The sequence below is a fragment of the Lysobacterales bacterium genome, from assembly GCA_014946745.1.
Taxonomy (GTDB): Bacteria; Pseudomonadota; Gammaproteobacteria; order Xanthomonadales; family Xanthomonadaceae; genus Aquimonas.
Map to the genome: position 1 here is coordinate 2,216,825 of JADCRD010000001.1, position 24,570 is coordinate 2,241,394.

The 24,570-nt window shown below is 68.1% G+C and carries 27 protein-coding genes; 13 read left to right on the top strand and 14 right to left on the bottom strand.

The genetic code is table 11. The annotated features are described in order from the left end of the window. Positions 1 to 2 precede the first annotated feature (2 nt). Complete coding sequence (locus tag H4O13_08635; protein ID MBE5315452.1) at positions 3 to 1,343, bottom strand: ferric reductase-like transmembrane domain-containing protein; 1,341 nt, start codon at positions 1,341 to 1,343, stop codon at positions 3 to 5. Between the two features lie 144 nt (positions 1,344 to 1,487). Between H4O13_08635 and H4O13_08640 the strand changes: the two genes are divergently transcribed. The 3 genes from H4O13_08640 to H4O13_08650 all read left to right on the top strand — a co-directional run bounded on the left by H4O13_08640 (position 1,488) and on the right by H4O13_08650 (position 5,919). After that, positions 1,488 to 2,405, top strand: a complete 918-nt coding sequence (locus H4O13_08640) for a DmsE family decaheme c-type cytochrome (GenBank protein ID MBE5315453.1) — start codon at positions 1,488 to 1,490, stop codon at positions 2,403 to 2,405. A 321-nt stretch (positions 2,406 to 2,726) separates the two neighbouring features. Further along, entirely contained in the window at positions 2,727 to 4,946 is a 2,220-nt protein-coding gene (locus tag H4O13_08645) for an MtrB/PioB family decaheme-associated outer membrane protein (GenBank protein MBE5315454.1), read from the top strand. Between the two features lie 490 nt (positions 4,947 to 5,436). After that, positions 5,437 to 5,919, top strand: a complete 483-nt coding sequence (locus H4O13_08650; GenBank protein MBE5315455.1) for a DUF2721 domain-containing protein — start codon at positions 5,437 to 5,439, stop codon at positions 5,917 to 5,919. A gap of 205 nt (positions 5,920 to 6,124) precedes the next feature. On the opposite strand, the gene H4O13_08655 is transcribed toward H4O13_08650, so the two are convergent. The 9 genes from H4O13_08655 to H4O13_08695 form a co-directional block, all read right to left on the bottom strand. Next, positions 6,125 to 6,697: an NUDIX hydrolase gene (locus H4O13_08655; GenBank protein MBE5315456.1), complete on the bottom strand. Its 573-nt coding sequence runs from the start codon at positions 6,695 to 6,697 to the stop codon at positions 6,125 to 6,127. 7 nt (positions 6,698 to 6,704) lie between these two features. Further along, positions 6,705 to 7,997, bottom strand: a complete 1,293-nt coding sequence (locus tag H4O13_08660) for an adenylosuccinate synthase (protein MBE5315457.1) — start codon at positions 7,995 to 7,997, stop codon at positions 6,705 to 6,707. 312 nt (positions 7,998 to 8,309) lie between these two features. After that, positions 8,310 to 8,492 carry a DUF2065 domain-containing protein gene (locus H4O13_08665; protein ID MBE5315458.1) on the bottom strand — a complete coding sequence of 61 codons (183 nt, stop codon included), beginning with the start codon at positions 8,490 to 8,492 and terminating at the stop codon, positions 8,310 to 8,312. Positions 8,493 to 8,541: 49 nt separating this feature from the next. Beyond that, entirely contained in the window at positions 8,542 to 9,408 is an 867-nt protein-coding gene (gene hflC / locus H4O13_08670; GenBank protein MBE5315459.1) for a protease modulator HflC, read from the bottom strand. Further along, positions 9,405 to 10,610 carry an FtsH protease activity modulator HflK gene (gene hflK / locus H4O13_08675; protein MBE5315460.1) on the bottom strand — a complete coding sequence of 402 codons (1,206 nt, stop codon included), beginning with the start codon at positions 10,608 to 10,610 and terminating at the stop codon, positions 9,405 to 9,407. Before hflK ends, hflC begins: the two co-directional genes overlap by 4 nt. Before the next feature lie 134 nt (positions 10,611 to 10,744). Next, positions 10,745 to 12,073 (bottom strand): GTPase HflX, encoded by a 1,329-nt coding sequence (hflX, locus tag H4O13_08680; GenBank protein ID MBE5315461.1) that lies wholly within the window; start codon positions 12,071 to 12,073, stop codon positions 10,745 to 10,747. 33 nt (positions 12,074 to 12,106) lie between these two features. Beyond that, the gene (gene hfq / locus H4O13_08685; protein ID MBE5315462.1) at positions 12,107 to 12,367 is read right to left on the bottom strand and encodes an RNA chaperone Hfq; all 261 of its coding nucleotides are present in this window, start codon (positions 12,365 to 12,367) and stop codon (positions 12,107 to 12,109) included. 150 nt (positions 12,368 to 12,517) lie between these two features. Beyond that, complete coding sequence (miaA, locus tag H4O13_08690) at positions 12,518 to 13,486, bottom strand: tRNA (adenosine(37)-N6)-dimethylallyltransferase MiaA (GenBank protein MBE5315463.1); 969 nt, start codon at positions 13,484 to 13,486, stop codon at positions 12,518 to 12,520. Next, positions 13,471 to 14,922 (bottom strand): transglycosylase SLT domain-containing protein, encoded by a 1,452-nt coding sequence (locus H4O13_08695; protein ID MBE5315464.1) that lies wholly within the window; start codon positions 14,920 to 14,922, stop codon positions 13,471 to 13,473. Before H4O13_08695 ends, miaA begins: the two co-directional genes overlap by 16 nt. Positions 14,923 to 15,042: 120 nt before the next feature. Here H4O13_08695 and H4O13_08700 point away from each other — a divergent pair, with 120 nt between their 5' ends. The 8 genes from H4O13_08700 (at position 15,043) to H4O13_08735 (ending at position 21,580) form a co-directional block, all read left to right on the top strand. Next, positions 15,043 to 16,572 (top strand): DUF853 family protein, encoded by a 1,530-nt coding sequence (locus H4O13_08700; GenBank protein MBE5315465.1) that lies wholly within the window; start codon positions 15,043 to 15,045, stop codon positions 16,570 to 16,572. Between the two features lie 78 nt (positions 16,573 to 16,650). After that, positions 16,651 to 16,776 (top strand): 50S ribosomal protein L36, encoded by a 126-nt coding sequence (gene rpmJ / locus H4O13_08705; GenBank protein ID MBE5315466.1) that lies wholly within the window; start codon positions 16,651 to 16,653, stop codon positions 16,774 to 16,776. A gap of 279 nt (positions 16,777 to 17,055) precedes the next feature. Continuing rightward, complete coding sequence (locus tag H4O13_08710; protein MBE5315467.1) at positions 17,056 to 17,385, top strand: hypothetical protein; 330 nt, start codon at positions 17,056 to 17,058, stop codon at positions 17,383 to 17,385. After that, complete coding sequence (locus H4O13_08715) at positions 17,382 to 18,428, top strand: agmatine deiminase family protein (protein ID MBE5315468.1); 1,047 nt, start codon at positions 17,382 to 17,384, stop codon at positions 18,426 to 18,428. The genes H4O13_08710 and H4O13_08715 overlap by 4 nt, the downstream gene beginning before the upstream one ends. Then, positions 18,415 to 19,314, top strand: a complete 900-nt coding sequence (locus H4O13_08720; protein MBE5315469.1) for a carbon-nitrogen hydrolase — start codon at positions 18,415 to 18,417, stop codon at positions 19,312 to 19,314. Before H4O13_08715 ends, H4O13_08720 begins: the two co-directional genes overlap by 14 nt. After that, positions 19,307 to 20,548 (top strand): TraB/GumN family protein, encoded by a 1,242-nt coding sequence (locus tag H4O13_08725; GenBank protein MBE5315470.1) that lies wholly within the window; start codon positions 19,307 to 19,309, stop codon positions 20,546 to 20,548. Before H4O13_08720 ends, H4O13_08725 begins: the two co-directional genes overlap by 8 nt. Further along, the gene (locus H4O13_08730; protein MBE5315471.1) at positions 20,541 to 21,164 is read left to right on the top strand and encodes a DUF938 domain-containing protein; all 624 of its coding nucleotides are present in this window, start codon (positions 20,541 to 20,543) and stop codon (positions 21,162 to 21,164) included. The genes H4O13_08725 and H4O13_08730 overlap by 8 nt, the downstream gene beginning before the upstream one ends. Before the next feature lie 53 nt (positions 21,165 to 21,217). Further along, positions 21,218 to 21,580 carry a hypothetical protein gene (locus H4O13_08735; protein ID MBE5315472.1) on the top strand — a complete coding sequence of 121 codons (363 nt, stop codon included), beginning with the start codon at positions 21,218 to 21,220 and terminating at the stop codon, positions 21,578 to 21,580. 202 nt (positions 21,581 to 21,782) lie between these two features. Here the strand turns inward: H4O13_08735 and H4O13_08740 are convergent, their stop codons facing one another. After that, a complete protein-coding gene (locus H4O13_08740) occupies positions 21,783 to 22,010 on the bottom strand; it encodes a hypothetical protein (GenBank protein ID MBE5315473.1) in 228 nt (75 codons plus the stop codon). A gap of 1 nt (position 22,011) precedes the next feature. Continuing rightward, positions 22,012 to 22,464, bottom strand: a complete 453-nt coding sequence (locus tag H4O13_08745) for an NUDIX domain-containing protein (protein MBE5315474.1) — start codon at positions 22,462 to 22,464, stop codon at positions 22,012 to 22,014. Between the two features lie 123 nt (positions 22,465 to 22,587). On the opposite strand from H4O13_08745, the gene H4O13_08750 reads away from it, so the two are divergent. Further along, entirely contained in the window at positions 22,588 to 23,088 is a 501-nt protein-coding gene (locus tag H4O13_08750) for a DUF2384 domain-containing protein (GenBank protein MBE5315475.1), read from the top strand. Next, complete coding sequence (locus tag H4O13_08755; protein MBE5315476.1) at positions 23,085 to 23,564, top strand: RES family NAD+ phosphorylase; 480 nt, start codon at positions 23,085 to 23,087, stop codon at positions 23,562 to 23,564. The genes H4O13_08750 and H4O13_08755 overlap by 4 nt, the downstream gene beginning before the upstream one ends. A gap of 109 nt (positions 23,565 to 23,673) precedes the next feature. Here H4O13_08755 and rlmH read toward each other — a convergent pair whose 3' ends face one another. Next, complete coding sequence (gene rlmH, locus H4O13_08760) at positions 23,674 to 24,147, bottom strand: 23S rRNA (pseudouridine(1915)-N(3))-methyltransferase RlmH (GenBank protein ID MBE5315477.1); 474 nt, start codon at positions 24,145 to 24,147, stop codon at positions 23,674 to 23,676. Between the two features lie 29 nt (positions 24,148 to 24,176). Beyond that, entirely contained in the window at positions 24,177 to 24,527 is a 351-nt protein-coding gene (gene rsfS, locus H4O13_08765) for a ribosome silencing factor (GenBank protein ID MBE5315478.1), read from the bottom strand. Positions 24,528 to 24,570: the final 43 nt, after the last annotated feature.

The window sequence follows — 24,570 nt, forward strand, 5'->3', positions numbered from 1 at the left end:
CTTCAGGCGAGATCGAAGATCTCGGAATGCAGTCGGGCGAGCGGCACGCCGAGGGCGTCGAGACTGCGCTCGGACAGACGGATCATCGGTTCGGGGCCGCACACGAAGTAGTGCAAACGATCGCGCTGCCCAGGCAAATGGCGATTCAATACCTCGGCAGTGATGAAGCCGCGCTCGCCCTGCCAATCGTCCGGCGGATCACCGAGCACGTGCACCAGCTTGAGCGAGAGCCGCTGCTGCAGGGCTTCAAGCTCCTCACGGAAGACGATGCGCTCGATGTCGCGGTTGCCATAGAACAGCCACAGCGGTCGGGTGTCTTTCTGGTCAGCCAGCCAGCGCAGCAGGCTCATCACCGGCGCGATGCCGACGCCGCCGGCGATGAACACGAGACCCGGCGCGTCCTCGTGCCCGCGAACGCCGAAGCTGCCGTAGGGGCCATCCACCCAGGCGCGCTCGCCGGGCTGAAGGCTGCCGATGGTGCGAGTGAAATCGCCCAGCTCCTTGATGGTGAACTCCAGTCTGCCCGGCCGACTGGGGCTGGAAGCGATCGAGAACGGATGCTCGCGCATGGCGAAAGGCGAGGCCCGCAGGCTCAACCAAGCGAACTGGCCGGCGCGATAGTCGAAGCCCTGCCCGTCCTCGGGCTCGATGGCCACGGTCCAGCTTCGCCCACGCTCGCGCCGCACCTCGACCACTTTCCAGGGCCGACGCATCAAGGCCAGCGGACGCAGTCCCCGCACCCACAGCACCAGGCCCAGCCAGAACGCGCCGAGCCCGGCCCACAGCGCGTACTTCCACGGCGCTTCCAGATAGCTGGCCGAGCCCAATACGTGGACGAAGGCGGCGGCCAGGCCGATCACTGCCAGCACCACATGCACGCGGCGCCAGCGGTCGTACTCCAGACGAAGCTGCTTGCGCCACAGCGAGCTGGCGACCAGCGCGAGAAAGGCGAACAGCCCGACCCAACCGGCGCTCATGTGGATGGGTAGGTTGACGAATTCGAAACGTCCCACCGCCGCCGGAAAGCGCAGCAGCAGGATCAGGGCGTGCGCCACCAGCAGTGCCGTCGCGATCGAGGCGAGGTAGCGGTGGAAGTAGTAGATGAGGTCGATGCCAAAGGGCGCAGTCGCCCGCTTGAAGCGCGCGGTCAGCGCGAACTGCAGGCCCATCATCGCCAGCGAGGCATAGCCCAGCGCCAGCGCGAAATCCCACCAGAACCCACCGGGTCGCGGGCGCTCGCCGAGCAGCAGCAGGCCGAGCGGAGCGATCACCAGCAGCACGTAGATTCCGAGCCAGAAGGCGGCACGCTGTGCCAAGGGCTTGGAAGGGCTGGGCGGGGACATGCAGCGCTCCGGGCGATCACGAAAGGTGAGCATGCCTGCAGCTCAAGGCCCGCACCCGATCCTGATCAAATCCGTGTCCGCAGTCGGTGTCTAGACTGCAAGGCACCGGGCTGCGCGGGGGCAACTTGCATGGATCTGACTCGGATGCGCTTGCATCGGCTGCTTCTCAGCGCCTGTGCGCCCCTGCTCTGGGCCGGGCTGGCCACGCTGCAGCCGGCGCAAGCCCAGCTGCTAGAGGCGGCCGACACCTGTCTCGCTTGTCACGACGACCCGCAGCTCAATGCGGTGCTGCATGGGCCGCACGCGGTGCTGTCAGACCCGCGCAACCGCTTCGCCGAAGCAGGCTGCGCCAGCTGCCACGGCGCCAGCGAGGCCCATTTGCGAAGGCCGCCGCACGGCGAACCACGCGCTGCCACCGACGTGCGCTTCGCCAAGGGCGAGGGCGGCGGCACCGGCGATGCGGTCTGCATCGACTGCCACCGCGGCAGCACGATGCACTGGAGCGCCAGCGCGCACGCTGATGCCGGGCTGGCCTGCGTCGACTGCCATCAGCTGCACACCCTCGACGATCCCATGCTGAGCGCCAACACCGAGGTCGAGCGCTGCGCCAGCTGCCACCGCAAGGAGCATGCGGAGTTCCTTAAGGTTTCCGCGCACCCGCTGGACCTCGGCCGCATGCAGTGCAGCGACTGCCACGCCGCGCACGGCAGCGCCACGCCAGCCGCATTGACCCGCAGCACGCTCAACGAGACCTGCCACGAATGCCACGCCGAGATGCGCGGCCCCTTCCTGTGGGAGCACCCGCCGGCCGCCGAGGACTGCATGAGCTGCCACAGCCCGCACGGCAGCTCGCATGCGGCACTGCTGAAGCAGCGCACGCCCTTCCTCTGCCAGCAGTGCCATCTGGCGCAGTTCCATCCGAGCACTGCGCTGTCGGGCACTGGGCTGTCGGGCAGCAGCCTGCCGTCGGGCTCGACCTCGCTGATGGGCCAGGACTGCCTCAACTGCCATCAGCAGGTGCACGGCAGCAACCATCCTTCCGGCGTCAGCGCTACGCGTTAGCAGGCTGTTGAAAAGCAGCCTGCTAGCCCGGCCAGGGATGGCCGGGACGACGAAGCAAGCGCGCAAGCGATGGATGTGTGGTGAGGCGGTACGGACCTGCGCCGGACCGCCGACTTGAAGAACTCCCCGGAAGGGGGTCTTTCAACAAGCCGTTAGGGAAGCCCTGATGTATCAGAGCTTCCCGTGCGCCAGGGATGGCGCGCCCGCGAATCAAGCACGCAAGTGCCTGATTCAGCGTGAACGAGTACGGACAGGCGCCGGACTCATGACGTCTGAACGACTCCCGGACGGAGCTGCTCAGACCTTGCTTTGGAGACCGCCATGCACTGCAGGATCGCACCGCTTGCCACGGCACTCGCCCTCGCGCTGGCCTGCAGCCGAACCGTCGTCGCCGCCGACGGGCAGGCCCCAGAGTGGCTGCCCGTCAACGACGACTGCCAAAGCCTGGTGATACGCGCAGCCTTGCCCAGCACCGATCCCTTCCGCCGCGGCGACCTCGCCGGACGAAGGCAGGACGAAGGTGCGCTTGGCCTGCTGGATCTGCTGCTGTGCACACCGCTGGCGCCAGAGTCATCGCGCTACTGGCGCGCGGAAGTGCGCGATGCAGGCGGTCCGCAGCCGAGGGTCGCGCTCGGCCTCGGCGAAGCCGGGCGCTGGCGCATCGAGGCCGAGGGCGAGCGTCTGTCCAGCGGCGTGACCCGCGTGCTGACGCCGATGCGCGGCAACGGCCGCGGCGGCTTCAGCCTGCCCGCGAGCTGGGTGCCCGGTGCGACCACCGCCGCGATGCGCGCACTGCTGCCCTCGCTGCTGCCCGTCGAACTGGAGCGTCGTCGCGGCCAAGCCGAGCTGCGCGGCCGCGCCCTGCTGGGCCCGCACCTGCAGCTGGACGCGCGCTATCGCGAGAGCCAGCAGTCCGGCCTGCGCCGCTTCGCCGCGGTAACCGGCAATACCGGCGGCAATGCGCGCGCGATCCTGCTCGCCGCCCCGCTCGACCAGCGCACGCGCACGGCCGATCTCGGCCTGCTGCATGTCGGACCACGCCTGCAGCTGCGGAGCGGTTTCTATCTCTCGCACTTCGACAATGCGATCGATGCATTGAGCTGGCAGACGCCCTTCGCCCAGGTGGCCGGCTGGGCGTCGGGGACAGGCGCGCCTGCGCTGAATCGCGCCCAGCCGGCGCCCGACAACCGCTTCCATCAGCTGAGCCTGGCCATCGGCTATGCGCTCTCGCCGAGCCTGCGCCTCAACGTCGATCTCGCCGCAGGGCAGATGCGTCAGAACCAGGCCTATCTCGACTACAGCGCGGTGCCGGCCCTGCTGGCGCTATCGGTGCCGCTGCCGCGGCCGGACCTCGACGGCCGCGTCGATACGCGCTTGCTCAGTCTGCGCCTGGCCAAGCGTTCGGACAGCGCCTTGCGATGGGATGCTCGCCTGCGTATCGATGACCGCGACAACCGCACGCCGGTCGACGAGTTCGTCTACCTCAGCGGCGACAGCGAGGCGCAGAACACGGCCACCAGCAGCGCGCGCCGACGCTTCAACGTCGCCCCCAGCTATCGCGACAGCCTGTACGCGCTCGGCGCAGGCTGGCACCCGGACCGCCGCTTCGGCATCGACGCCGAACTCGCCCACCAGGCCATCGCGCGCACGGCCTCGGCGCGCAGCGACAGCCGCGAGCAGCGACTGCTGCTCAAGCTGCGGCACCGCGTGGGCGAGCGCTTCGACTACGGTTTCAGGATGGGCGGCGCGGACCGCGAAGGCTCGACCTACCTTGGCAGCCGCGACTTTATTGAAGGCCACAGCCCCGACTACATCGCCACCGTGCCCGGCGCCTTCGAGAACCTGCCGGGGCTGCGCCAATACCACCTCGCCGATCGCCGCCGCCACCAGATGAGCGGCTTCGCCAGCTTCGCGGCGAGCGAGCGCAGCCAGTGGAACTTCAACCTCGGCGAAGTGCGCGACGACTATCGGGCCTCGGAGTTCGGCCTGACCGACAGCCGCATCCGCCATCTGCAGCTGGATCTCTCGCAGGGGCTCACTCAGCACCTCTGGCTGAACGCGTTTGCCGGCCGCGAATGGCTGGATGCCGCGCAGCGCGGACGGGCCTTCCAGGGCGGCGCCAGCCGCCTGCCGCAGGCCAACGACCCCAGCCGCAACTGGGCGGTGGAGCATGCAGATACGGTCGACAGCCTCGGCCTCGGCCTCGCCCATCGCGCGCCGGGCTCGCGCCTGCGCCTGCGTGCTGATGCCGGCCTCAGCGATGCGCAGGGCGCGCTGCGCGTGAGCACAGGCAGCGCGCTCAGCAGCGCGCCCCTGCCCGATACCCGCGCCCGCCTGCTGCGCCTCGATGCCAGCCTCGACTACGCGCTGCGCGAAGGCCTCGAACTCGGCCTGCACTACCGCCTCGAACGCTTCGACGGCGCCGACTTCGCCGAGGACGGCAGCGCGCCGAACACGCTGGCCAACGTCATCCTGCTGGGTGACGAAAGCCCCGACTACCGTGCGCAGGCCTGGCTGTTGAGTCTGCGCTGGCGGTTCTGAGCGGCGTTCGGACGCTGCGTAGACACGCCGATGGCAGAACACCTGTCCACCCTGAGCAGAGGCGGAGAGCCGGTGGGTCAAGACCCACCCTATGGCTGCCGCAGGGTTCCTGACCGAGCCCGTAGCGGCCGCGTGGGCCGCGACTCGCCAGGTGTCCGCCGCACCGGATGTCTGCACCCCATAGGGTGGGTCTTGACCCACCGAAACACGCCCCTCGCCCCGGTTCATGCCGAGCCCGGATGTCTGCACCCCATAGGGTGGGTCTTGACCCACCGAAGCACGCCCCTCGCCCCGGTTCATGCCGAGCGAAGCACGACCCTGGCCCCGGTTCATGCCGATCAATGCACGACCCTCGCCCCGGTTCGTGCCGATCAGCCCCACGCGGCGGGGCCTGACGAGTCCGTAGGCCTGCCACATGCGGCACCCACGCATGAGCAGCATCGATTGCGGGCTAGCATGGGCACGTCCCTCACCCGCACGGCCCCACCCGATGATCCCCGATGCCGGCAGCCACTACCCCATCCTCACCGCCATGCTGGCCCCTGCCCTGCTGATGGCCGCGACCGGCTCGCTGCTGATCTCGGCCAACAACCGGCTGGCGCGCGTGGTCGATCGCCTGCGCGCACTCATCCAGACACGCGGCGAATGCGGCAGCGATGAGCTGCGCGCCGCGGTCGATCGACAGATCAAGCAGCATCGCCGCCGCAGCCACTACGTGCTGCGCGCCTGCGTGCTGCTGTACGTGGCGCTGGGCGCCTTCGTCGCCACCAGCCTCGCGCTTGCGATCGACGCCTACACCGGCTTCGCGCTGGGCGAAGTGCCCGCGGGCTTCGCCCTGTTCGGCGTCGCCTCGCTGCTGGTGGCCAGCCTGGCCATGGGGCTGGAAGTGCATCTGGCGGTGAACGGCCTGAATACCGAGCTGGAGCTCAGCCTGAAGCGGCAGGCGCCCGTCGCGGCAAAGGGAAAGGACTGAGAGCATGTGAAAAAACCATCCACCTACTGCGGCCGCCTCTGGACGTCCGTGGCGGCAGCGCGCTCCGCGAATTCCGCGGTCATTTGGCTCGCCAAACTCCCTTGAATTCACGTCGCGCGCTTTGCCACGAACGCCCAGAGACGCCCTCGCTACGGCGTCTGGGATTTTTCACACGCTCTGACTCGCGCGTCAGCGGCCTCACGGCCTAAGCGGCGGGCCGCAGGCCTCGCCAGAGCTGCGCCATCCGCCGCAGCGACGCGTCAGCCGACGCGTCGTCCAACAGCGAAGCGATTTCGACCCAAGCCAGCGCCAGCGACTCCTCGCTGACCGCGAAGGCCTCGTGGTCGCCAGCACGGACCACATAGCGCACGTCGTAATGCCAGTGCCCAGGCACATCGGCACGCTTGGGAATCCAATGGCGGTCGAGGTCGAACAGCTCGCCTTCGAGGAACAGCCCGCGCAGGCCAGACTCTTCCTCGGCCTCGCGCAGAGCAACGGCGGCGAGATCCGCGTCGCCATCGGCATGCCCACCCAGCTGCAGCCAGCGCTGCAGCTTGCGATGGTGGGTCAGCAGCACGCGCTGGCCATCCTGCGAGACCAGCCAAGCCGAGCCAGTGAAGTGGCCTTCGAGACGCTCGCGCGAAAAGGCCAGCGGGTCGGCCAGCAGGGCGATGTACTCGGCAGCGAGGTCTGCCTGCGGAGGGCAGCGCACGGCGTGTGCTTGAAACGCCGCGCGCAGATGCGCGCGGCGTTCGGGCGTGTCGATCAAGGGACCCATGGGCCGCTTACGCGAACGGATCCTTGAGCACGATGTTGGCGTTGCGGTCGGGGCCGGTCGACACCATCGCCAGCGGGCATCCGACCAGTTCCTCCAGCGAGCGCAGGTAGGCGCGCGCGGCAGGCGGCAGCTTGTCCCACTCGGTCACGTTGTGGGTGGATTCGCTCCAGCCCGGGAACTCCAGGTAGACGGGCTCGCACTCTTCCCAGCCGGCCGCGTCGAGCGGCGCGTACTCGGTTTCTTTGCCTCGGTAGCGGTAGCCGATGCACATCTTCAGGCTGGGCAGGCCGTCGAGCACGTCGAGCTTGGTCACGCAGAGCCCCGTGATGCCGTTGATCGCGACCGCACGCTTCAGCGCGACGATGTCGATCCAGCCGCAGCGACGCGGGCGGCCAGTGGTGGCGCCGAACTCCTGGCCGCGGCGACGAATCTCCTCGCCCAGTTCATTCTTCAGCTCGGTCGGGAACGGACCGCCGCCGACGCGGGTGGCGTAGGCCTTGGCAATACCCAGCACGTAGTCGATGGCGTCCGCACCCACGCCGGTCCCGGCGAGCGCGCCGCCGGTGGTGGTGTTGCTGGAGGTGACATACGGATAGGTGCCGTGATCGATGTCAAGCAGCGAGCCCTGGGCGCCCTCGAACAGCACCTGCCGGCCCTGCTTGCGCAGCTCGTGCAGGAGGCCGGCGACGTCGGCCTTCATCGGCTCGACGTACTCGCCGAACGCCAAGGCTTCGTCGAGCGTCTTCTGGTAGTCGACCGCTTCGACGCCCAGATACTGGGTCAGCACAAAGTTGTGATAGTCGAGCACGCTGCGCAGCTTCTCGGCCAGCTCACTCGGGTAGTGCAGATCGGAGACGCGCACACCGCGACGAGCGACCTTGTCCTCATACGCTGGGCCGATACCGCGACCCGTGGTGCCGATCGCCTTGCCGCCTGCCTTCTTCTCGCGCGCCTGATCCAGCGCGATGTGGTACGGCATGATCAGCGGCGTCGCCGGGCTGATCTTCAGCCGCGAGCGCACATCGATACCTTCGGCTTCGAGTTCGCCGATTTCCTTCTGCAGGGCCGCAGGCGATAGCACCACGCCGTTGCCGATCATGCACAGCACGCCGGGGTGCAGGATGCCCGACGGGATCAGGTGCAGCACCGTTTTCTTGCCGCCAATGACCAGCGTGTGGCCGGCGTTGTGGCCGCCCTGGAAGCGCACCACGCCACCGACGCGCTCGGTGAGAAGGTCGACGATCTTGCCTTTGCCTTCGTCGCCCCACTGCGCCCCAAGAACTACAACCGACTGACCCATTTCAAGCACTCCACATTGATGATCGTTTCGGCACCCCACCGTGGGGCGACGTCGCCTTCGGCTTCAGGCTCCTGCCTGAAGCTCGAAGGCCGGCGGCGGGCTCCTGCCTGCCGCGCTCAAGCCCGCGGGCAACCGGTGGTTGCGCGGCTCTATTGAATTCTTGTTGGGTGGGCCTTGGCTCACCGTTGGCGCGAATCGGCCGCCACCTGCACGTGCGCCAGAAACGCCAAAGCCGGGGTACTAGACCCCGGCTTTGCGAGATTATCCGCGAATCCTGCCGCCGCTGCACCCCCGGGTGAGGCCCGGGAAGCTTCAGCGCACGAACTGCAGGGCAATGAGGCCCACCATCACCAGCAGGGCACCGATCTGCCTCAGCGCCCTCACATCCAACTGCATCAGCCGCTCGGCCGCCTGCTTCCAGGCGCCAGGGGCAGCAAGCAGCAGCAGGCCTTCGATCACCAGTACCAGGCACAGGGCAGCGAGCAGGTCGGTCATCGCTCCGAACTCCAAGAGCGGCGCGCCTCAGGCGCGCCGCGCCCCAACATCAGCGCTGCGGCGCTTGCTCGAAGAAGCGCAGGAACTCGGCGTCACGATCGAGCACCAGCACGCTGTCTCCGCGCGCGAAGGCTTCGCGATAGGCCTGCAGGCTGCGGTGGAAAGCGTAGAACTCGGGGTCGACCCCGTAGGCCTCGGCGTAGATCTCGGCGGCACGCGCATCGCCTTCACCGCGGATGAGCTCGGCGTCGCGCTGCGCCTCTGCCACCAGCACCTGGCGCTGACGGTCGGCGTCGGAGCGGATCGTCTCCGAGATCTCCTGGCCTTCCGCGCGCAGCTCGTTCGCCACCCGCAGGCGTTCGGCGCGCATGCGCTGGAAGACCGAACCGATCACCTCGCTGTCTTCGGGCAGATCGATGCGCTTGATCCGCACGTCGACCACTTCGATACCCAGCTCACGCACGCGCTGGTTGCCCACGTCGACGAAGCGCTGCGCCAGATCGCGGCGCTCGCCGGCGACCACCGCCTGCAGGGTGCGCTGGGCGATCTCGTTGCGGATGACCTCGGTGATGATCGGCAGGAGACGCTGGCGGGCCTGCTCTTCGATGCCGCTGGTGGCGGTGTAGAAGCGCTGCACGTCAGCGATGCGCCACTTAACGAAGAAGTCGACATTGACGTCCTTCTTCTCGAAGGTGAGGTAACGCTCCGGCCGCGAGTCCAGCGACAGGATGCGGCGGTCGAAACTCATCACGTTCTGCACCAGCGGCAGCTTGAAGTGCAGGCCGGGCTGGATGTCGGTCTCGACCACGCGGCCCAGCTGGAAGCGGATGCCGACGTGGCTTTCCTCAATCTTGTACAGGCTGGACAGCAGCACCAGCAGCACGGCTGCGATGGCGATCAGCAGGGAGGGTCTCATTGGCGGGTCTCCTCACGGCTCGGACGTTCGGGGCGGCCACTGTTGCGGTTGCGCTCGCTGCCAGGCGGGGCGGCCGAGCTCGAAGCAGGCGAGCTGGGCTGCAGCTGCGGCAGAGCGGCTGCGGCGGCAGGCAGGCGCGACTGCGGGCCTTGGCCGCTGTCCTCGCCGACGGGCAGGTACAGCACGTTGTTGCCATCGCCCGAATAGATCGTGCGGTTGTTGGCCAGCACTTCCTGCATGGTTTCGAGATACAGACGACGACGGGTAACCTCGGGCGCTTTGCGGTACTCGTCGGCGAGCAAGCTGAAGCGCTGAGCTTCACCCGTCGCTCGCGCGATCACCGCATCGCGGTAACCCTCAGCCTGCGTGCGTACGCGCGCAGCCTCGCCTCGGGCTTCCGGCACCACCGTGCTGCGGTAGGCCTCGGCTTCGCTCTCGATGCGCTCCTTGTCTTCGCGCGCGCTGATGGCGTCGTCGAAGGCCTGCCTGACTTCCTGCGGCGGACGCGCGTTGGGGATATTCAGCACGGTCACCTGCAGCCCGGTGCTGTAGCTGTCAAGGGTCGCCTGGAGGCGCGTCTGGGCCTCTGCGGCAAGGGCCGCGCGCTCTCCGGTCAGGATGGTATCCATCTGGCTTCCGCCGATGACGTCGCGGATCGCGCTCTCGGCCGCCTGCTTCAGGGTTTCCTCGGCCTCGCGGGTGCCAAAGAAGAAATTCTTCGGGTCGCTGACCACAAACTGCACGCCGTAGTCGATCTGCACGATGTTCTCGTCTGCGGTCAGCAGGCGGACCTGGTCGGAGACGCTGCGCACGCGGGTGACGTCGAGCTTCAGCACCTGCTCGATCGGGTTCGGCCACTTCAGATTCGGCCCTGGCGGCATGATCCGGTCGAACTTGCCGAAACGCAGCACGACGCCACGCTCGCGCTCGTCTACGAGCACCACCGAATCAAACGCAGCCCAGGCCAGCACGGCCAAGAGCACGAGCAGCAGCAAGCCACGCCCGAACGGGTCCTGCCCCTCGCCACGACGCGATGCATCGCCGCCGCCTGAGCCGCCGAAGACGCGGTTGAGGCTGGCCTTCAGCTTGTTGAGGAAAGCCTCGACATCGGCGCCGGGATCGTTGTTGTTGTTGTTGCCGTTCCAGGGGTCGCGGTCCTTGCCGCCACCGCTGCCTCCGCCGCCAGGTTGATTCCAGGCCATCGAGTGCTCCAATACGTGATCGCTGCGCTGCCCGCTGTCGGCTCGCCGTGCAGCCGTCTTTACGGGCGTGAATCCAAGGCGCCGGAGTGTAGCAGCCGCCCGGCGAGGCATCGTGGAGGTGGCGTCGCGAGCCCTCAGAGACCCGGGCGCTCGACCTCCCACTCTTCCATGGGGGCGCTCAAGGACTCCCCCAAGCGGTCCCGGAACGCGGGAAACTCTGCCGCCAGCTTGGCCGCCTGCGCACGCGGCAGATCGATCGCGATTTGCCAGCCCTGCTCGTCGCTGAGCTCTTCGCGCACCGCTCCAAGTGCGAACAGGCGCGCCCGCAGGCGCCCCTCGGCGACCGGCAAGGCCACACTGGCGCTGATCCGCTCGGAGGCGAAGCGTTCGCTGATCGCACTGCGCAGCAGATCGAGGCCAAGGCCGTCGCGCGCCGACACGAACACGCGTTCGGCGCCGTCCTCGACTCGATCGCGGCGCGATGCCGCGCCCACCATGAGATCGATCTTGTTGAAAACCTGGATCTGCGGGATATCGCCCGCACCGATCTCGGCCAGCACGCTCTCGACGTCAGCCACGCGCTCGCGCAGCTGCGGATCCGCGGCATCGATCACGTGCAGCAAAAGATCCGCCTCGCGCGCCTCGGACAGCGTCGAGCGGAAGGCCGCAACCAGCTCGTGCGGAAGGTCGCGAACGAAGCCGACGGTATCCGCCAGCACGACCTCGCCGCAGTCCAGTCCCGAGAGTTTCCGAACGGTTGGATCGAGCGTGGCGAACAGTTGGTCGGCGGCATAGATGCCAGCGCCGGTCATGGCATTGAACAGAGTCGATTTGCCGGCGTTGGTGTAGCCGACCAGGGCGATTCGCGGGACTTCGTTGCGCAAGCGCGCACGGCGTGCCTGCGCCTGGCGGCGTTCGGCCTGTTCGAGGCGCTTGGACAGCACTTTGACCCGCTCGGCCAGCAGACGGCGATCGGTTTCGAGCTGGGTTTCGCCCGGGCCGCGCAGGCCGATCGAGCCGCCGCGCTGCCGCTCAAGGTGAGTCCAGCCGCGCACGAGGCGCGTGGACATGTGCTTCAGCTGCGCCAGCTCCACCTGCAGCTTGCCCTCGAAGCTGCGCGCACGCTGGCTGAAGATGTCGAGGATCAGTCCAGTGCGATCGACCACCCGGCACTGCAGATGCTTCTCCAGGTTGCGCTCCTGCACCGGCGACAGCGTGGTGTTGACCAGCACCAGATCGATGTCATGGATGCCGCACAGTTCTTTCGCTTCATCCGCCTTGCCGCTGCCGATGTACAGCGCCGGGTTCGGGCGGTCGACGCGTGCGTTGATGCTGGCGAGCACGCTGGCGCCCGCCGAGCGCGCCAGCTCGCCGAACTCTTCCAGCGCTTCGGACTCGTCTCGACCCGGAGCCTGCGGCTGGATCAGCAGCGCGCGCTCGCCGCGCTTCTCGCGCTCAAACATGGCGCGGGGCCAGGTTCGCCAAGAGCGAGCCGATCAATCCTGATCGCCCGAGCCATCGGAGACGTCGCTGCCGCCTCCAGGACCGATACGGACGTTGCGCGCCGGCACGACAGTGGAGATGGCGTGCTTGTAGACCATCTGGCTGACCGTATTGCGCAGCAGGACCACGAACTGGTCGAAAGACTCGATGGTGCCCTGCAGCTTGATGCCGTTGACCAGATAGATCGACACCGGTACGCGCTCGCGGCGCAGGGCGTTGAGGAAAGGATCCTGCAGGGACTGGCCCTTGGACATGGTCGCTCCTTGAATGGGATGTTCGATGTGCTTGTTGTTCTGTGCGCGCTGGCGCGCACGGTCTCCACCTGGGGGCACTCCCCAAGACAGGAAGGCTCGATGGCAACGGGCCGAGTGTACAGGCTGGACTGTGGATACAGCCCCTGCCGTTCAGCGGCCGTCCAGCCCGCCCGCCAGCCGGAACAGCGCCGCGGCGCGTGCAGGTTCCGTGAGCGAATCGACCCAGAACGCATCCAGCTCCGCGCGCAGCCAGGTGAGCTGACGCTTGGCCAGCTGGCGGGTGGCCGCGATCCCTTCGGCGAGGAACTCGGACATCGAGGTCTCACCCTTCAGGTGACGCCAGGCCTGCCGGTAGCCCACCGCCCGCATGGCCGGCAGGTCGGGATGCAGCTCAGGGCGCGCCATCAACCCACGCACCTCGTCCAGAAAACCCTGCCCGACCATGCGCTCGAAGCGCTGGGCGATTCGCTGGTGCAGCAGGCCGCGATCGGCCGGCGCCAGCACCAGCTTCAGCACACGCCAAAGTGGCCGCGGCGACAGCGGGGCCTCGCGCTGCCAGACGCTGATCGGCCGACCCGAGACCCGCCAGACCTCCAGCGCGCGGGTGATCCGCTGCGGATCGCTCGGGCGGATGCGCGCGGCGGCATCGGGATCGACTCGGGCCAGCTCCGCGTGCAGCGCGGACCAGCCCCGCTCGGCGGCTTCATGCTCGATCGCCGAACGCACTTCGGGCTCGGAGCTCGGCATGGCCGAGAGCCCGCCCAGCAGGGCGCGGAAGTACAGTCCGGTGCCACCCACCAGGATGGGCAGATGCCCCCGCGACAGCACCGCGTCGACCGCGGCACTCGCGTCCTGCGCGAACTCCCCCGCGGAATAGGGCTGGTCGGGCGCACGGATGTCGATCAGGTGATGCGGAAGGCCGGCGCGCTCCTGCGCATCCGGCTTGGCGCTACCGATGTCGAGGCCGCGATAGACCAGGGCCGAATCCACGCTGATGATTTCGCCGCCGTAGCGCTGCGCCAGCTCGATAGCGAGCGCGGTCTTGCCCGATGCCGTAGGCCCCATCAGGGCCAGCACCAGCGGCCGATCGGCAGCGGATGCAGTCACGGCCGGCGGCACCCGACCAGCTGCAGGCGCTGTCCCGGCTTGATCAGATAGCGCGGCCCGCGCACACCGTTGGCGCGCGCCAGCTGCTCAACCGCGCACTGGTGCCTGCGCGCGATGCTGTGCAGCGAGTCACCGCGGCGCACCGTATGGCTGCGCGGGCCCGCTGCACTGGCACCGCTCGGCTGGCTGGGCCGATTGGCGGCCGCGAGCGCCCGCGCCAGCTCCAGCCGCTCGCCGCTGACGCAGTACGCGGCGTAGGCATCGACCATGCTCTGCGGGCCGCGGATCACCGTGCCGGCGGGAATGACGCTATGCGGCTCGTAGCGCGGATTGAGGTTGCGCAATGTGCGGAACCAGCCGTCGCGAATGCCCTGCTGCCCCAGACACAGGGTCAGCTCGTTGAGCGTGCTGGGCTGTGCCAGGGTGAAGCCGCTGGGCCGCAGATCGACCGCCGGGAACTCCAGGCCCACCTCTTCTGGGTGCAGGAACAGCCAGGCCGCCGCGAGTACCATCGGCACATAGTCCTGGGTCTCGCGCGGCAGCTGCCCGAACACGCGCGGGTGCCAGAAGGACTTTCCGCCAGTCGCCTGATGAATCCGTCGCATCCGGCCCTCGCCGCCGTTGTAGGCGGCCAGCGCCAGCTCAAGGTTTCCATTCAACTCGCCGAAACGGTCGTTGAGGTAGCGCACGCTGGCGCGCGAAGCCAGCTGGGCGTCGAAGCGCGTGTCAAAGCCATCCACGCGGCCAAGTCCGTAGCCCAGCCCGGTCTGATACATGAACTGGAGCGGCCCGGAGGCGCCGGCGTGCGATACCGCATGCACGCGTCCGCCGGATTCCTTGGCGAGAATGCCGAACAGCAAGGCCTCGGGCAGACCGGCCTGTTCGTACTCGGGCCACATCAGATGCCGCATGTACTGATAGTTTTCCCAGGCGGTGATCAGCTGGGGACGCATCCAGGTCAGCCACTCGACCATGGCGGACTTGACCGGCGTATTGAGCTCGATCAGATCACGCAGCTCACGGCCGTTGAGCAGGGTGATCGAGCGCTGGGCTTCGGGCAGATCGGAGAGCAGCGGAGACGCGCCGGCGGATTCGGATTCAGCGGCCCCACGACCGACCTCGAAGTCTTCTCCCACGGCCAGCCCCAGCGCGGCAAGACGCTCATAGCCGGCAAGCACGCGTTCGGCGCCGCAGGCGGGCGATTCAAGGCAGGCGCGCGCGGTTTCCCGCAGTCGGTCGCGCGCAGCGAGCAGCGCGGTTTGCTCAGCGGGCTCATCGGCGCGGATGCGCTCCGCATGCGCCAGCGCTTCGTCCAGCGCGGCGTCGAAAGCCTCCTTCGCCGCGCTGGCGTCGTCGTTGGCTTCTGTGGCGGGGCGAGTGGGCGCGGCGGAACACGCGGCGAGCAGCAGAGCCAGCGCGCAGCTGGCGAATCGGGAGAACCTTGGCATCGGACCGTCGGGACGTCATCACAGCGCCGCTGGTCGCGGCAAGCCGCGCAGTGTATCGCCCAGCCCGCAATCGACGAAGCCGCGGCTATCATGCCCGCGGCTCAACCCAGCGAGGCGCGGATGGACAGGATCTTGATCGGCAAGGGCACCCAGCAGGTCGATCTGCTGGCGCGCTACGGCAATCGCCACGGACTCGTGGCCGGCGCCACCGGCACCGGAAAGTCGGTCACCCTGATGGTCATGGCCGAAGGCTTCTCGCGGCTCGGCGTGCCGGTCTTCATCGCCGATGTGAAGGGCGATCTGGCGGGCCTGTGCCAAGCCGGCAGCCCAAGCGAGCGCATCAGCCAACGCGTCGAGCAGATCGGCGTCAGCGACTACCGGCAGGAAGCCAACCCCGTCGTCTTCTGGGACATCTACGGCGAACTCGGCCACCCGGTGCGCTGCTCGATCTCGGAGATGGGCCCCACCCTGTTGGGCCGCGTGCTGGAGTTGAACGACACCCAGTCCGGCGTGCTCGACATCGTCTTCAAGTTGGCCGACGAACAAGCCCTGCTGCTGATCGACATGGACGACCTGCGCGCCCTGCTCGGCTTCGTCGCCGACAACCGCAAGGAGATCAGCACCCAGTACGGCCTGGTCAGCGCGCAGAGCATCGCCGCCATCCAGCGCCAGCTGCTGCGCCTCGAAGCCGATGGCGGCAAGCAGTTCTTCGGCGAACCGGCGCTGGATCTCGGCGACTTCATGCGCCAGGACATGTCCGGCCGTGGCGTCGTCAACGTGATGGCGGCGGACAAGCTCATCCTGAAGCCGCGCCTGTACTCCAGCTTCCTGCTGTGGATGCTGTCCGAGCTGTTCGAGAACCTGCCCGAGGTCGGCGATCTCGACCGACCGAAGATGGTGTTCTTCTTCGACGAAGCCCATCTGCTGTTCGGCGACTGTCCGCCCGCCCTGCTGCAGCGGGTCGAGCAGGTCGTGCGCCTGATCCGCTCCAAGGGCGTGGGCGTGTACTTCTGCTCGCAGAACCCCGACGACATCCCCGGCGCGGTACTCGGCCAGCTCGGCAATCGCGTACAGCACGCGCTGCGCGCCTTCACTCCGCGTGACCAGAAAGCCGTGCGTACCGCGGCCGAGACCTTCGCCAGCAACCCGAACCTCGACGTCGCCAAGGTCATCGGGGAGCTGGGTGTGGGTGAAGCCCTGGTTTCGACCCTGCAGGACAAGGGCATCCCGCTGCCAGTCGAGCGCAGCCTGATCTGCCCCCCGCGCTGCCGCATCGGCGCCATCACGACCGAAGAACGCGCCACCCAGCGCAGCCGCAGCCCGGTCGGCGCGAAGTACGACACGGCGGTCAATCGCGAATCCGCCTTCGAGATCCTGTCGAAGCGCGCCGAAGCCGCCGCCAGCGCGGCGCCGCCCAGCCCGCCGCCGATCTCCCGCCCTGCGTCACCCTCGGGCGCGCCGTCGTCTTCCACGCGGGCGCCTGAAGCGAATGGCGGCATCGGCCAGAAGCTCAACGAATGGCTGTTCGGCACATCCCGACGGCAGGGCGCCGTCGAGGCGATGGCCAAGTCGACGATGCGCACCATGGGCAATCAACTCGGTCGGCAGCTGCTGCGAGGCGTGCTCGGCAGCTTGGGCGGACGGCGATGAAGCGCTCGCGCGCTTGTCAATGCCTTGACAGCTCACTACACTACGGCGTTTTACGCGCTCCTTTCCAAGGCTCAACCCATGAAAGTCCTGAACTCCCTCAAGTCGGCCAAGACCCGCCACCGCGACTGCAAAGTCGTGCGTCGCCGCGGCAAGGTCTTCGTGATCTGCAAGAGCAACCCGCGCTTCAAGGCCCGCCAGCGCTGAGCGCCGGCCGCTGTTGAGGCTGTGGCACGAGGCCGCCCCCGGGCGGCCTTCTGCTTTCTTGGGCCTCGATACCGAGCTTCGATCGAGAGATCGACCCCGCACTGGTGCACAGGCAGCCCGCTACGCGACCGCGCAGCGCGCGAAAGACGTGACGCAGGCCCGCTCCTGCGCATGGTCGGCGCCCAAGCAAGGGCCTACAATCCGCGCGGGGAGTCCGCCACCTTTGACGGAGAATCAACCATGTTGCGCAGTCTTGGCTGTCTGGCTGTCTGTTTCGCCCTGTCCCACGGAGTCGCCTCGGCGCAGGAAAGCACCCAGCGCGTGATCGAGGGCGATGTCCTGCTGATTGACCGGGTGGAGCGCACCCACAGCGGCGCCAAGCTGCCGCGTCGCGGCATGCTGATGAACCAGGTCGAAGCGCAGTTTGGCGCACCGTCCACCAAACATGCTCCGGTAGGCGGCGGCAGCGTGCAGCAGCCGCCCATCACCCGCTGGAGCTACCCGGACTTCACCGTGTACTTCGAAAACAGCCACGTCGTGAATGCCGTGGTCAACCGCGCCGGCCCCAACGAGAAGGGCCCGATTCGCAGGGAACAACCGAACGGATGAGCCAGGCTGCAGCGCGTTTCCCCGCGGAGTGGGAAGACCAGTCCGCGGTGTTGATCGCGTGGCCGAACGCCGACACCGACTGGGGCCCGCGCCTCTCCGAGGTCGAAGGCACCTACGTTGAGCTGGCCGCGGCCATCACCCGCTTCCAGGCGCTCCTGATCTGCGTGCGCGATGCCGCGCTCGAAACGCATCTTCGTGGCCTGCTGGAGGCGCGCGGCGTCGACCTCTCGCGCATTCACTGCGTTGCGGCCGAGTACGACGACACCTGGCTGCGCGACTCCGGCCCGATCAGCCTGCGCACGCCGCAAGGCTTCGAGCTGCTGGACTTCCGCTTCACCGGCTGGGGCGGCAAGTTCGAGGCCAGCGCGGATGATCGCCTCGTCGAGCAGCTGTTCGCCGCCGGCGTGTTCGCAGCCCACGCTCGCCGTCGGCGCATCGACTTCGCGCTGGAAGGCGGCGGCATCGAGACCGATGGCGCGGGCAGCCTGCTGTCGACCTGGCACTGCCTCAGTGAGCGCCATCCTGATCGTTCGCGCGCTGAAGTGACCGAGCTGCTGTGCCGCGAGCTGCGCCAGGAGCGCGTGCTTTGGCTGGACCACGGCTATCTCGAAGGCGACGACACCGATGCCCACATCGACACATTGGCGCGCTTCGCCAGCCCCTCGCGCATCGTTTACCAAGGCTGCAGCGATCCCAGCGACAGCCACTTCGACGAACTGGCGACGATGGGCCAGGAGATCGCCGCCCTGCGCCAGGCGAACGGCGAGCCTTACGAGGTGTTTGTGCTGCCGTGGGCGCAGCCGATTCTGGATGAAGGCCGTCGGCTGGCAGCGTCGTACGCGAACTTTCTGATCATCAACGGCGCGGTGCTGATGCCGGCCTATGGCGACCCGGCCGATGTAGAAGCCCAGGCCGTGCTGGCGCGCGCTTTCCCCGAGCGCGAGATCATCGCCCTGCCCTGCCGGCCGCTGATCTGGCAGAACGGCAGCCTGCACTGCATCACCATGCAGCTGCCGCGAGGAGTGCTGAATGAGCAGATCTGATGCGAAGGGCGCGCTGCGCGTCGCCCTGATCCAGGATCGCGACCGCGGCTCGGTCGAGGCCAATCTCGCGCGCATCGAGGCGCGCGTGGCCGAAGCCGCTGCTGCCGGTGCCCAACTTGTGCTGCTGCAGGAGCTGCACAACGGCGCCTACTTCTGCCAGCACGAGAGCGTGGACGAGTTCGACCGCGCCGAGCCCATCCCCGGCCCCAGCACGGAGCGTCTGGGCGCGCTCGCCAAACGGCATGGCCTGGTGATCGTGTCTTCGCTGTTCGAGCGCCGCGCCGCGGGCCTCTACCACAACACCGCGGTGGTGTTCGAAGCCGACGGCCGCATCGCCGGCAAGTACCGCAAGATGCACATCCCGGACGATCCCGGCTTTCTCGAGAAGTTCTACTTCACGCCGGGCGACCTCGGCTTCGAGCCGATCGACACTTCGGTCGGCCGCCTCGGCGTGCTGGTCTGCTGGGATCAGTGGTACCCGGAAGCCGCGCGCCTGATGGCCCTGGCCGGGGCCGACCTGCTGCTGTACCCGACCGCGATCGGCTGGGACCCGAACGATGCCCAAGACGAGCAGGACCGCCAGCGCATGGCCTGGATCCTCTCGCATCGCGGCCACGCGGTCGCCAACGGCCTGCCGGTGCTGAGCTGCAATCGCACGGGCTTCGAGCCCTCGCCCACCGGCGGCAGCGGCATCCGCTTCTGGGGCAGTTCGATCGTGCTCGGCCCGCAGGGTGAGATCCTCAATGAGGCCGATACCGACAGCGACACGGTGCTGCTGGCCGATGTCGATTTGAAGCGCTCGGAAGCCGTGCGCCGGATCTGGCCCTTCCTGCGCGATCGCCGCATCGACGCCTACGCCGACCTGCTGAAGCGCTACCGTGACTGAGGCACAGCAGGACGTCGCTGCCGACGCCACCCACGACCCGCTCGCCGGCCAGCCCATCGCCGAGGTCGAACGCGATGGCGTTCACTACACCCTGCTCGGTACGGCGCATGTCTCGCAGGCCAGCGTGGACGCCGTGCGCGCACTGGCCGCACAGCAGCGCTTCGACGCGATCGCGGTCGAGCTGTGCGAGCCGCGCTACCAGTCGATGCGCAATCCGGATGCGCTGGCCAAGCTCGATCTGTTTCGCGTCATCAAGGAAGGCAAGGTCAGCCTGGTGGCGGCCAACCTCGCCCTGTCCGCCTACCAGCGGCGTCTTGCCGAGCAGCTGGGTGTGGAGCCGGGTGCGGAGATGCTCGCAGCCATCGACGAGAGCCAGCGCCTCAACCTGCCAGTCTGGCGCGTCGATCGCGATGTGGCCATCACCTTGAAGCGCACCGCGGCCTCGGTCGGTTTCTGGCAACGCCTCAGCATGATGAGCGGGCTCGTCGCCAGCCTCCTCGTGAACGAGAAGATCGAGGAAAACGAGATCGAGAAGCTGAAGGAAGGGGACCTGCTGGAAGCCACCTTCGGCGAGTTCGCCAAGAGCCGCGAGCCTCTCTACCGCGCCCTGATCGCCGAGCGCGACCAGTACATGGCTGCGGCCCTGCGCCAGGAGGCTGCGCGCAATTCGGCAGTCAAGCGCGTGTTGGTCGTGATCGGCGCCGGCCATCTCGCCGGCTTGGCGAAGCGCTTGGCGGACGACTCCGAAGATCCGGCGACGGTCCGGGAAGATCTGCGGCAGTTGCCGCCACCGAAGAACTGGGGCACCTGGATCACCCTGGCGCTTGCCGCCCTGGTGATCGGCGGCTTCATCTACGGCTTCTCCCAGGGCAGCGATATCGGCACGGACATGGTGGTGCGCTGGGCGCTGATCACCGGCAGCTTTGGCGCAGTCGGCTGCCTGCTCGCGGGCGGGCATCCGCTTTCGATCCTCAGCGCATTCGCGGTCTCGCCCGTCACACCGCTGCATCCCGCGCTCTCGTCCGGCATGGTCAGCTCGCTGGTCGAAGCCTGGCTACGCAAGCCCACTGTCGCCGACTTCCATCGCCTGCGCGACGATGCCACCAGCATCCGCGGCTGGTGGCGCAACCGCGTCTCGCGCGTGTTCCTCAACTTCTTTCTGACCAACCTGGGCACAGCGATCGGCTTCTATGTCGCCGGCTGGGCGCTGTACAAGGCCGTGTCGAATGCGTGAGCCGGGCGCGGAGGCTCTGCCCTTCTCCCCCGCCTGCGAGCGCAACCGCGAACCGATTCTCGCGGTGCTGCGCGAACACTTCGCCGTCCCCGCGCGCGTGCTCGAAGTCGGCGGCGGCACCGGCCAGCACGCGGAGTTCTTCGCGGCACATCTGCCGCATCTGGCATGGCAGAGCAGCGACCGCGCCGACTACCTGCCCGGGCTGACCGCCCGCATCGCCCAAGCCGCCCTGCCCAACCTGCCCGCGCCCTTCGAGTTGGACGTGGCGCGCCATGAGCTCTGGCCCGTGCTGCGCTTCGACGCCGCCTACAGCGCCAACACCCTGCACATCATGGGCTGGAGCGAGGTCGAGCAGTTCTTCGCCATGCTCGGCCAGGTGCTCGAACTCACGTCGACGCTGATCGTGTACGGCCCCTTCAACTACGGCGGCCGCTACACCAGCGAGAGCAATGCCGCCTTCGACGCACAGCTGCGCGCGGACGATCCGAAGCGCGGCATCCGCGACTTCGAAGCGGTCGACGCGCTGGCCCGCGCGCAGGGCTTCACGCTGGTCGCGGATATCGCCATGCCGGCGAACAATCGCTGTCTGGTCTGGAGGCGCCCAGGCGCGGCTTGAAACGCCCAGCGGCCGTCGCCAATGAAGAGCCATCCCTGCGATTGGAGTCCACGATGGCCCAGGCCCTGAAGGGCATTGCTTTCACCCTTCTCTTCACCTTCCTGCTGACGCTGCTGGCCGCCGCCGCATTCCGTTTCCCCGTTCCCTTCGCCGGACTGATCGGCCCATTCGGCGAGCTCCAGAGCTTGAGCCTCCGCGATCGCCTCATCGCGAGCGCGCAGGCGTGGACGTTCTACAGCGCGCTCAGCCTGGGCTTGGTGCAGATTCTTGGCGGCGCCGCGCTCGGGCTGATTGCAGCGCGGCTCGCACGAACCCCCGCATCCCGCAACGCCAGCATCGCAGGGATGAGCCTTGCATTCTCGCTGCTGGTCGTACTGGGCTTGGCGACGCTGGACTGGTTCATCGGGCCGTGGTGATCCGCGCACCTTACCGGCACAGCGGAAGGTTCACGACACTGATTGGCGAGCGGCTTTCGCTTCTCAGCACTCGCCAGCAAGGCCTGGCTGGCTGCACAGGATTCGTGCGCAGCTTGCTTCATTTCGCCGGCAGGTCGTCGTGGGCGATGGTCATTTCGACGTGCTCACGCACCTGAGTTGCCAGGGACCAGGTGCGCTCGCGTTATGCCGGTGCTGCCAGAAACTGCGGCCGCACCTCGCAGCCGTGCAGCGCCAGCTCGGCTGACTCGCACAGCGTACGCGCCACCAGCGCATCGATCGGCAAGCCCAGCTCGCCCTCGCCCTTGGACTCAACGTGCAGGCCCTTGGCTGGCAGCGTGGAATGCATGGCAAAACGTCGCGGTGCGGCGATGCCTGAGAGCACAGCGGTCAACTCGCCGAGCGCCCCCATGTCATCGCCCTCCGTCGCGTGCGTGCGCAGCCCAGGCCGGCAGGATGTGGTCGCTGCTGAGCGGTGCCACGGTTACCGCGGGATTGACGGCTTCGACCCATGCAAGCTCGGCGATCTCCGCCTGTGCCTGAGCCCGGCCAGTGACCTGCACCGCATAGGCGAGTGCCCGCACGCGCCGCCCGCTTTCGTTGACCGCGGCGGCCTCGAACTCGCCGAGTGCGATCGCGCTGGACTCGATCAGCTCGACCCCCAGCTCCTCGTTCAGCTCACGCGCCAGCGTTGCCAGCGGAGCTTCGCCGGGCTCGCGCTTGCCGCCGGGCTGGATGAACACAGCGGTGTCGCGCTTGCGCACCAGCAACACGCGCCCTTGGGCGTCGGCGATCACGGCGGCCACGGTCAGGATGGGCGGCTCAGGAGTTTGCTGCTCAGGAACGGGCGTGTTGGATCGAGTCATCGCGAAACTCTACGGGACGGGAGCGAGGGCTGAACCTCGGCGAGGCGGCCGCCGCGGCATCATCTTGCATGCGCCTCGCAAAGGCGTATCTTTTGATCCTACGCATGGGATCAGGAGACTCCGATGGCTGTCCGCACCCGCGCACCTGCGGCCGTTGCCAAGCCGCCCGCCACTTCCACGCGCCGCCACGGAGTGCGCGAGTTCGTCGCGGCTGAGCCTGGCAGCAGCCCCTCACCCGCGCTGTCCCAGTCGCCACTGGCGCGGCACGCCCAGCTGGGTCATCGGGTGCCTCGGCAGGTCATGCTGCAGCTGATCGACACTCTGCCTGGTGACGTGCCTGCGCGCCTGCAGGCGGTCGGCTTGGGCGAAGCCAGCCTCAAGCGCTTTCGTGCCCAGCCGCGTCAGCCCCTGAGCGAAGAGCACGCCGAACGCACGCTGGAGATCAGTCGATTGGTGCAAATGGCGCGCGAAGTGCTGGGCAGTGTTGAGGCTGCCGACACGTGGCTTGCCACTTCGCAGCGCGCGCTCGATTTCCAGCTTCCACGCGCACTGCTGCGCACCGCGCCGGGCCGCATGGCTGTCGAGCAGCTGCTCGGCCGAATCGAGTACGGCATCTACTCGTGATTGTTTGGCGGGTCGAGGCGCTGAAGCACGCCGACACGGCGCTCCACGGCATCGGAGCGGCCCGCTTTGGCGGCCGCTGGAACCGCGTCGGCACGGCCCTCGTCTACACCAGCACCACGCTCGCCTTGGCCGCGTTCGAGAAGTTCGTGCATGCCGAGCGACAGGTCGCCGACATCGCACTGGTGGCGCTGGGCTTCGAGTTGCCCGCAGGCTGCGTGCTTGATCGCCCGGCGGCCCTGCCCGCCGACTGGCGCGCCGCCGCCGCACCGAGTTCAACCCAACAGTGGGGCAGCGACTGGGCGCGTGGCGGCAGCACGCTGGCCGCCGCGGTGCCCTCCGTCCTGCTGCCGACCGATCATTGGCTGAGCCACGGCGAGTACAACGTGCTGATCAACTGCGCCGCGTTACCACCGAATTCGCTGCGCGAGGTTGCGAGGCTGCCGTATGCCTACGATCCGCGGGCATGGAAGAACTGAGCACAACGGCTGCAGCTTGCCTGTGGCACACGCTCGCCTCGAGCCTTGCGGCGGCGCGATCGTGGTCTGGTTCCCGGGGTGGGGCTAGACCCACCGAGGCTCGACGCCGCTACCCACCCCGATGGTAAGGATGGTTCGCCAGCAGGCTGCAGGCCCGATAGAGCTGCTCGGCCACCACGACGCGCACCAGCGGGTGCGGCAGGGTCAGCGGGCCCAGCGACCAGCTTTCGCCGGCGGCGCGACGGACGGAATCGTGGAAGCCGTCAGGCCCGCCGATCAGGAACGCGAGGTCCTGGCCCTGCATGCGCCAGGCCTCCATCCGGCTCGCCAGCTGTTCACTGCTGTGCGCACGCCCGCGTCCATCGAGCAGGACGATGTGCGCGCTGCGCGGCACCGCCGTCAGCAGGCGCTTGGCCTCGTCCTCCATGGCGCGGGCGGTGTCACGACCTTTGCCGCGCTCGCCGGGCGGCAGCTCGACCAGCTGCAGCGGCAGCCAGTGCGAGAGGCGCTTGAAGTAGTCCGTACAGGCCTGCTGAACCCAGTCGGGCATGCCGGTGCCAACGGCGATCAGCTGCGCCTTCATCGTGAGATCCGGGCAAGGACCCGAGCGGATCAGCCTTCGTCAGTCTCGGAGTCAACCGCGCTCGGCGTGTCGCCGTCAACGCTCCACAGCCGCTCCAGCGCGTAGAACTCGCGTACGCGCGGCAGGAACACGTGGACCACGGCGTCGCCGAGATCCACCAGCACCCACTCGGCCTCGCGCTCGCCCTCCACGCCCAAGGGCATGGCGCCGATCTCCTTGACGCGCTTCTGCACCTCGTCGGCGATGGACTTGACGTGGCGCGTCGAGGTGCCCGAGGCGATGAACAGGGTGTCGGTGAAGCCGGCCTTGCCGCGCACGTCGATCTCACGCACATCGCGGGCCTTGAGTTCTTCGAGCGCGAAGCGGATGCGCTCGTTCAAGGCTTCGGCGTCGGGCCGCCCGGGGCGGTTTTCTTCGCAGTGC

Bases quoted from the DNA above. Each gene is read 5' to 3' on its own strand.
- H4O13_08750 (MBE5315475.1), top strand. From the start codon at position 22,588: ATGGCTGTCCGCACCCGCGCACCTGCGGCCGTTGCCAAGCCGCCCGCC.
- rlmH (MBE5315477.1), bottom strand. From the start codon at position 24,147: ATGAAGGCGCAGCTGATCGCCGTTGGCACCGGCATGCCCGACTGGGTT.
- H4O13_08695 (MBE5315464.1), bottom strand. From the start codon at position 14,922: ATGCCAAGGTTCTCCCGATTCGCCAGCTGCGCGCTGGCTCTGCTGCTC.
- H4O13_08730 (MBE5315471.1), top strand. From the start codon at position 20,541: ATGCGTGAGCCGGGCGCGGAGGCTCTGCCCTTCTCCCCCGCCTGCGAG.
- H4O13_08720 (MBE5315469.1), top strand. From the start codon at position 18,415: ATGAGCAGATCTGATGCGAAGGGCGCGCTGCGCGTCGCCCTGATCCAG.
- H4O13_08745 (MBE5315474.1), bottom strand. From the start codon at position 22,464: ATGACTCGATCCAACACGCCCGTTCCTGAGCAGCAAACTCCTGAGCCG.
- hfq (MBE5315462.1), bottom strand. From the start codon at position 12,367: ATGTCCAAGGGCCAGTCCCTGCAGGATCCTTTCCTCAACGCCCTGCGC.
- H4O13_08645 (MBE5315454.1), top strand. From the start codon at position 2,727: ATGCACTGCAGGATCGCACCGCTTGCCACGGCACTCGCCCTCGCGCTG.
- hflC (MBE5315459.1), bottom strand. From the start codon at position 9,408: ATGAGACCCTCCCTGCTGATCGCCATCGCAGCCGTGCTGCTGGTGCTG.
- H4O13_08700 (MBE5315465.1), top strand. From the start codon at position 15,043: ATGGACAGGATCTTGATCGGCAAGGGCACCCAGCAGGTCGATCTGCTG.
- rpmJ (MBE5315466.1), top strand. From the start codon at position 16,651: ATGAAAGTCCTGAACTCCCTCAAGTCGGCCAAGACCCGCCACCGCGAC.
- hflX (MBE5315461.1), bottom strand. From the start codon at position 12,073: ATGTTTGAGCGCGAGAAGCGCGGCGAGCGCGCGCTGCTGATCCAGCCG.
- H4O13_08665 (MBE5315458.1), bottom strand. From the start codon at position 8,492: ATGACCGACCTGCTCGCTGCCCTGTGCCTGGTACTGGTGATCGAAGGC.
- H4O13_08640 (MBE5315453.1), top strand. From the start codon at position 1,488: ATGCGCTTGCATCGGCTGCTTCTCAGCGCCTGTGCGCCCCTGCTCTGG.
- H4O13_08635 (MBE5315452.1), bottom strand. From the start codon at position 1,343: ATGTCCCCGCCCAGCCCTTCCAAGCCCTTGGCACAGCGTGCCGCCTTC.
- H4O13_08655 (MBE5315456.1), bottom strand. From the start codon at position 6,697: ATGGGTCCCTTGATCGACACGCCCGAACGCCGCGCGCATCTGCGCGCG.
- H4O13_08715 (MBE5315468.1), top strand. From the start codon at position 17,382: ATGAGCCAGGCTGCAGCGCGTTTCCCCGCGGAGTGGGAAGACCAGTCC.
- H4O13_08740 (MBE5315473.1), bottom strand. From the start codon at position 22,010: ATGGGGGCGCTCGGCGAGTTGACCGCTGTGCTCTCAGGCATCGCCGCA.
- H4O13_08660 (MBE5315457.1), bottom strand. From the start codon at position 7,997: ATGGGTCAGTCGGTTGTAGTTCTTGGGGCGCAGTGGGGCGACGAAGGC.
- H4O13_08650 (MBE5315455.1), top strand. From the start codon at position 5,437: ATGATCCCCGATGCCGGCAGCCACTACCCCATCCTCACCGCCATGCTG.
- hflK (MBE5315460.1), bottom strand. From the start codon at position 10,610: ATGGCCTGGAATCAACCTGGCGGCGGAGGCAGCGGTGGCGGCAAGGAC.
- H4O13_08735 (MBE5315472.1), top strand. From the start codon at position 21,218: ATGGCCCAGGCCCTGAAGGGCATTGCTTTCACCCTTCTCTTCACCTTC.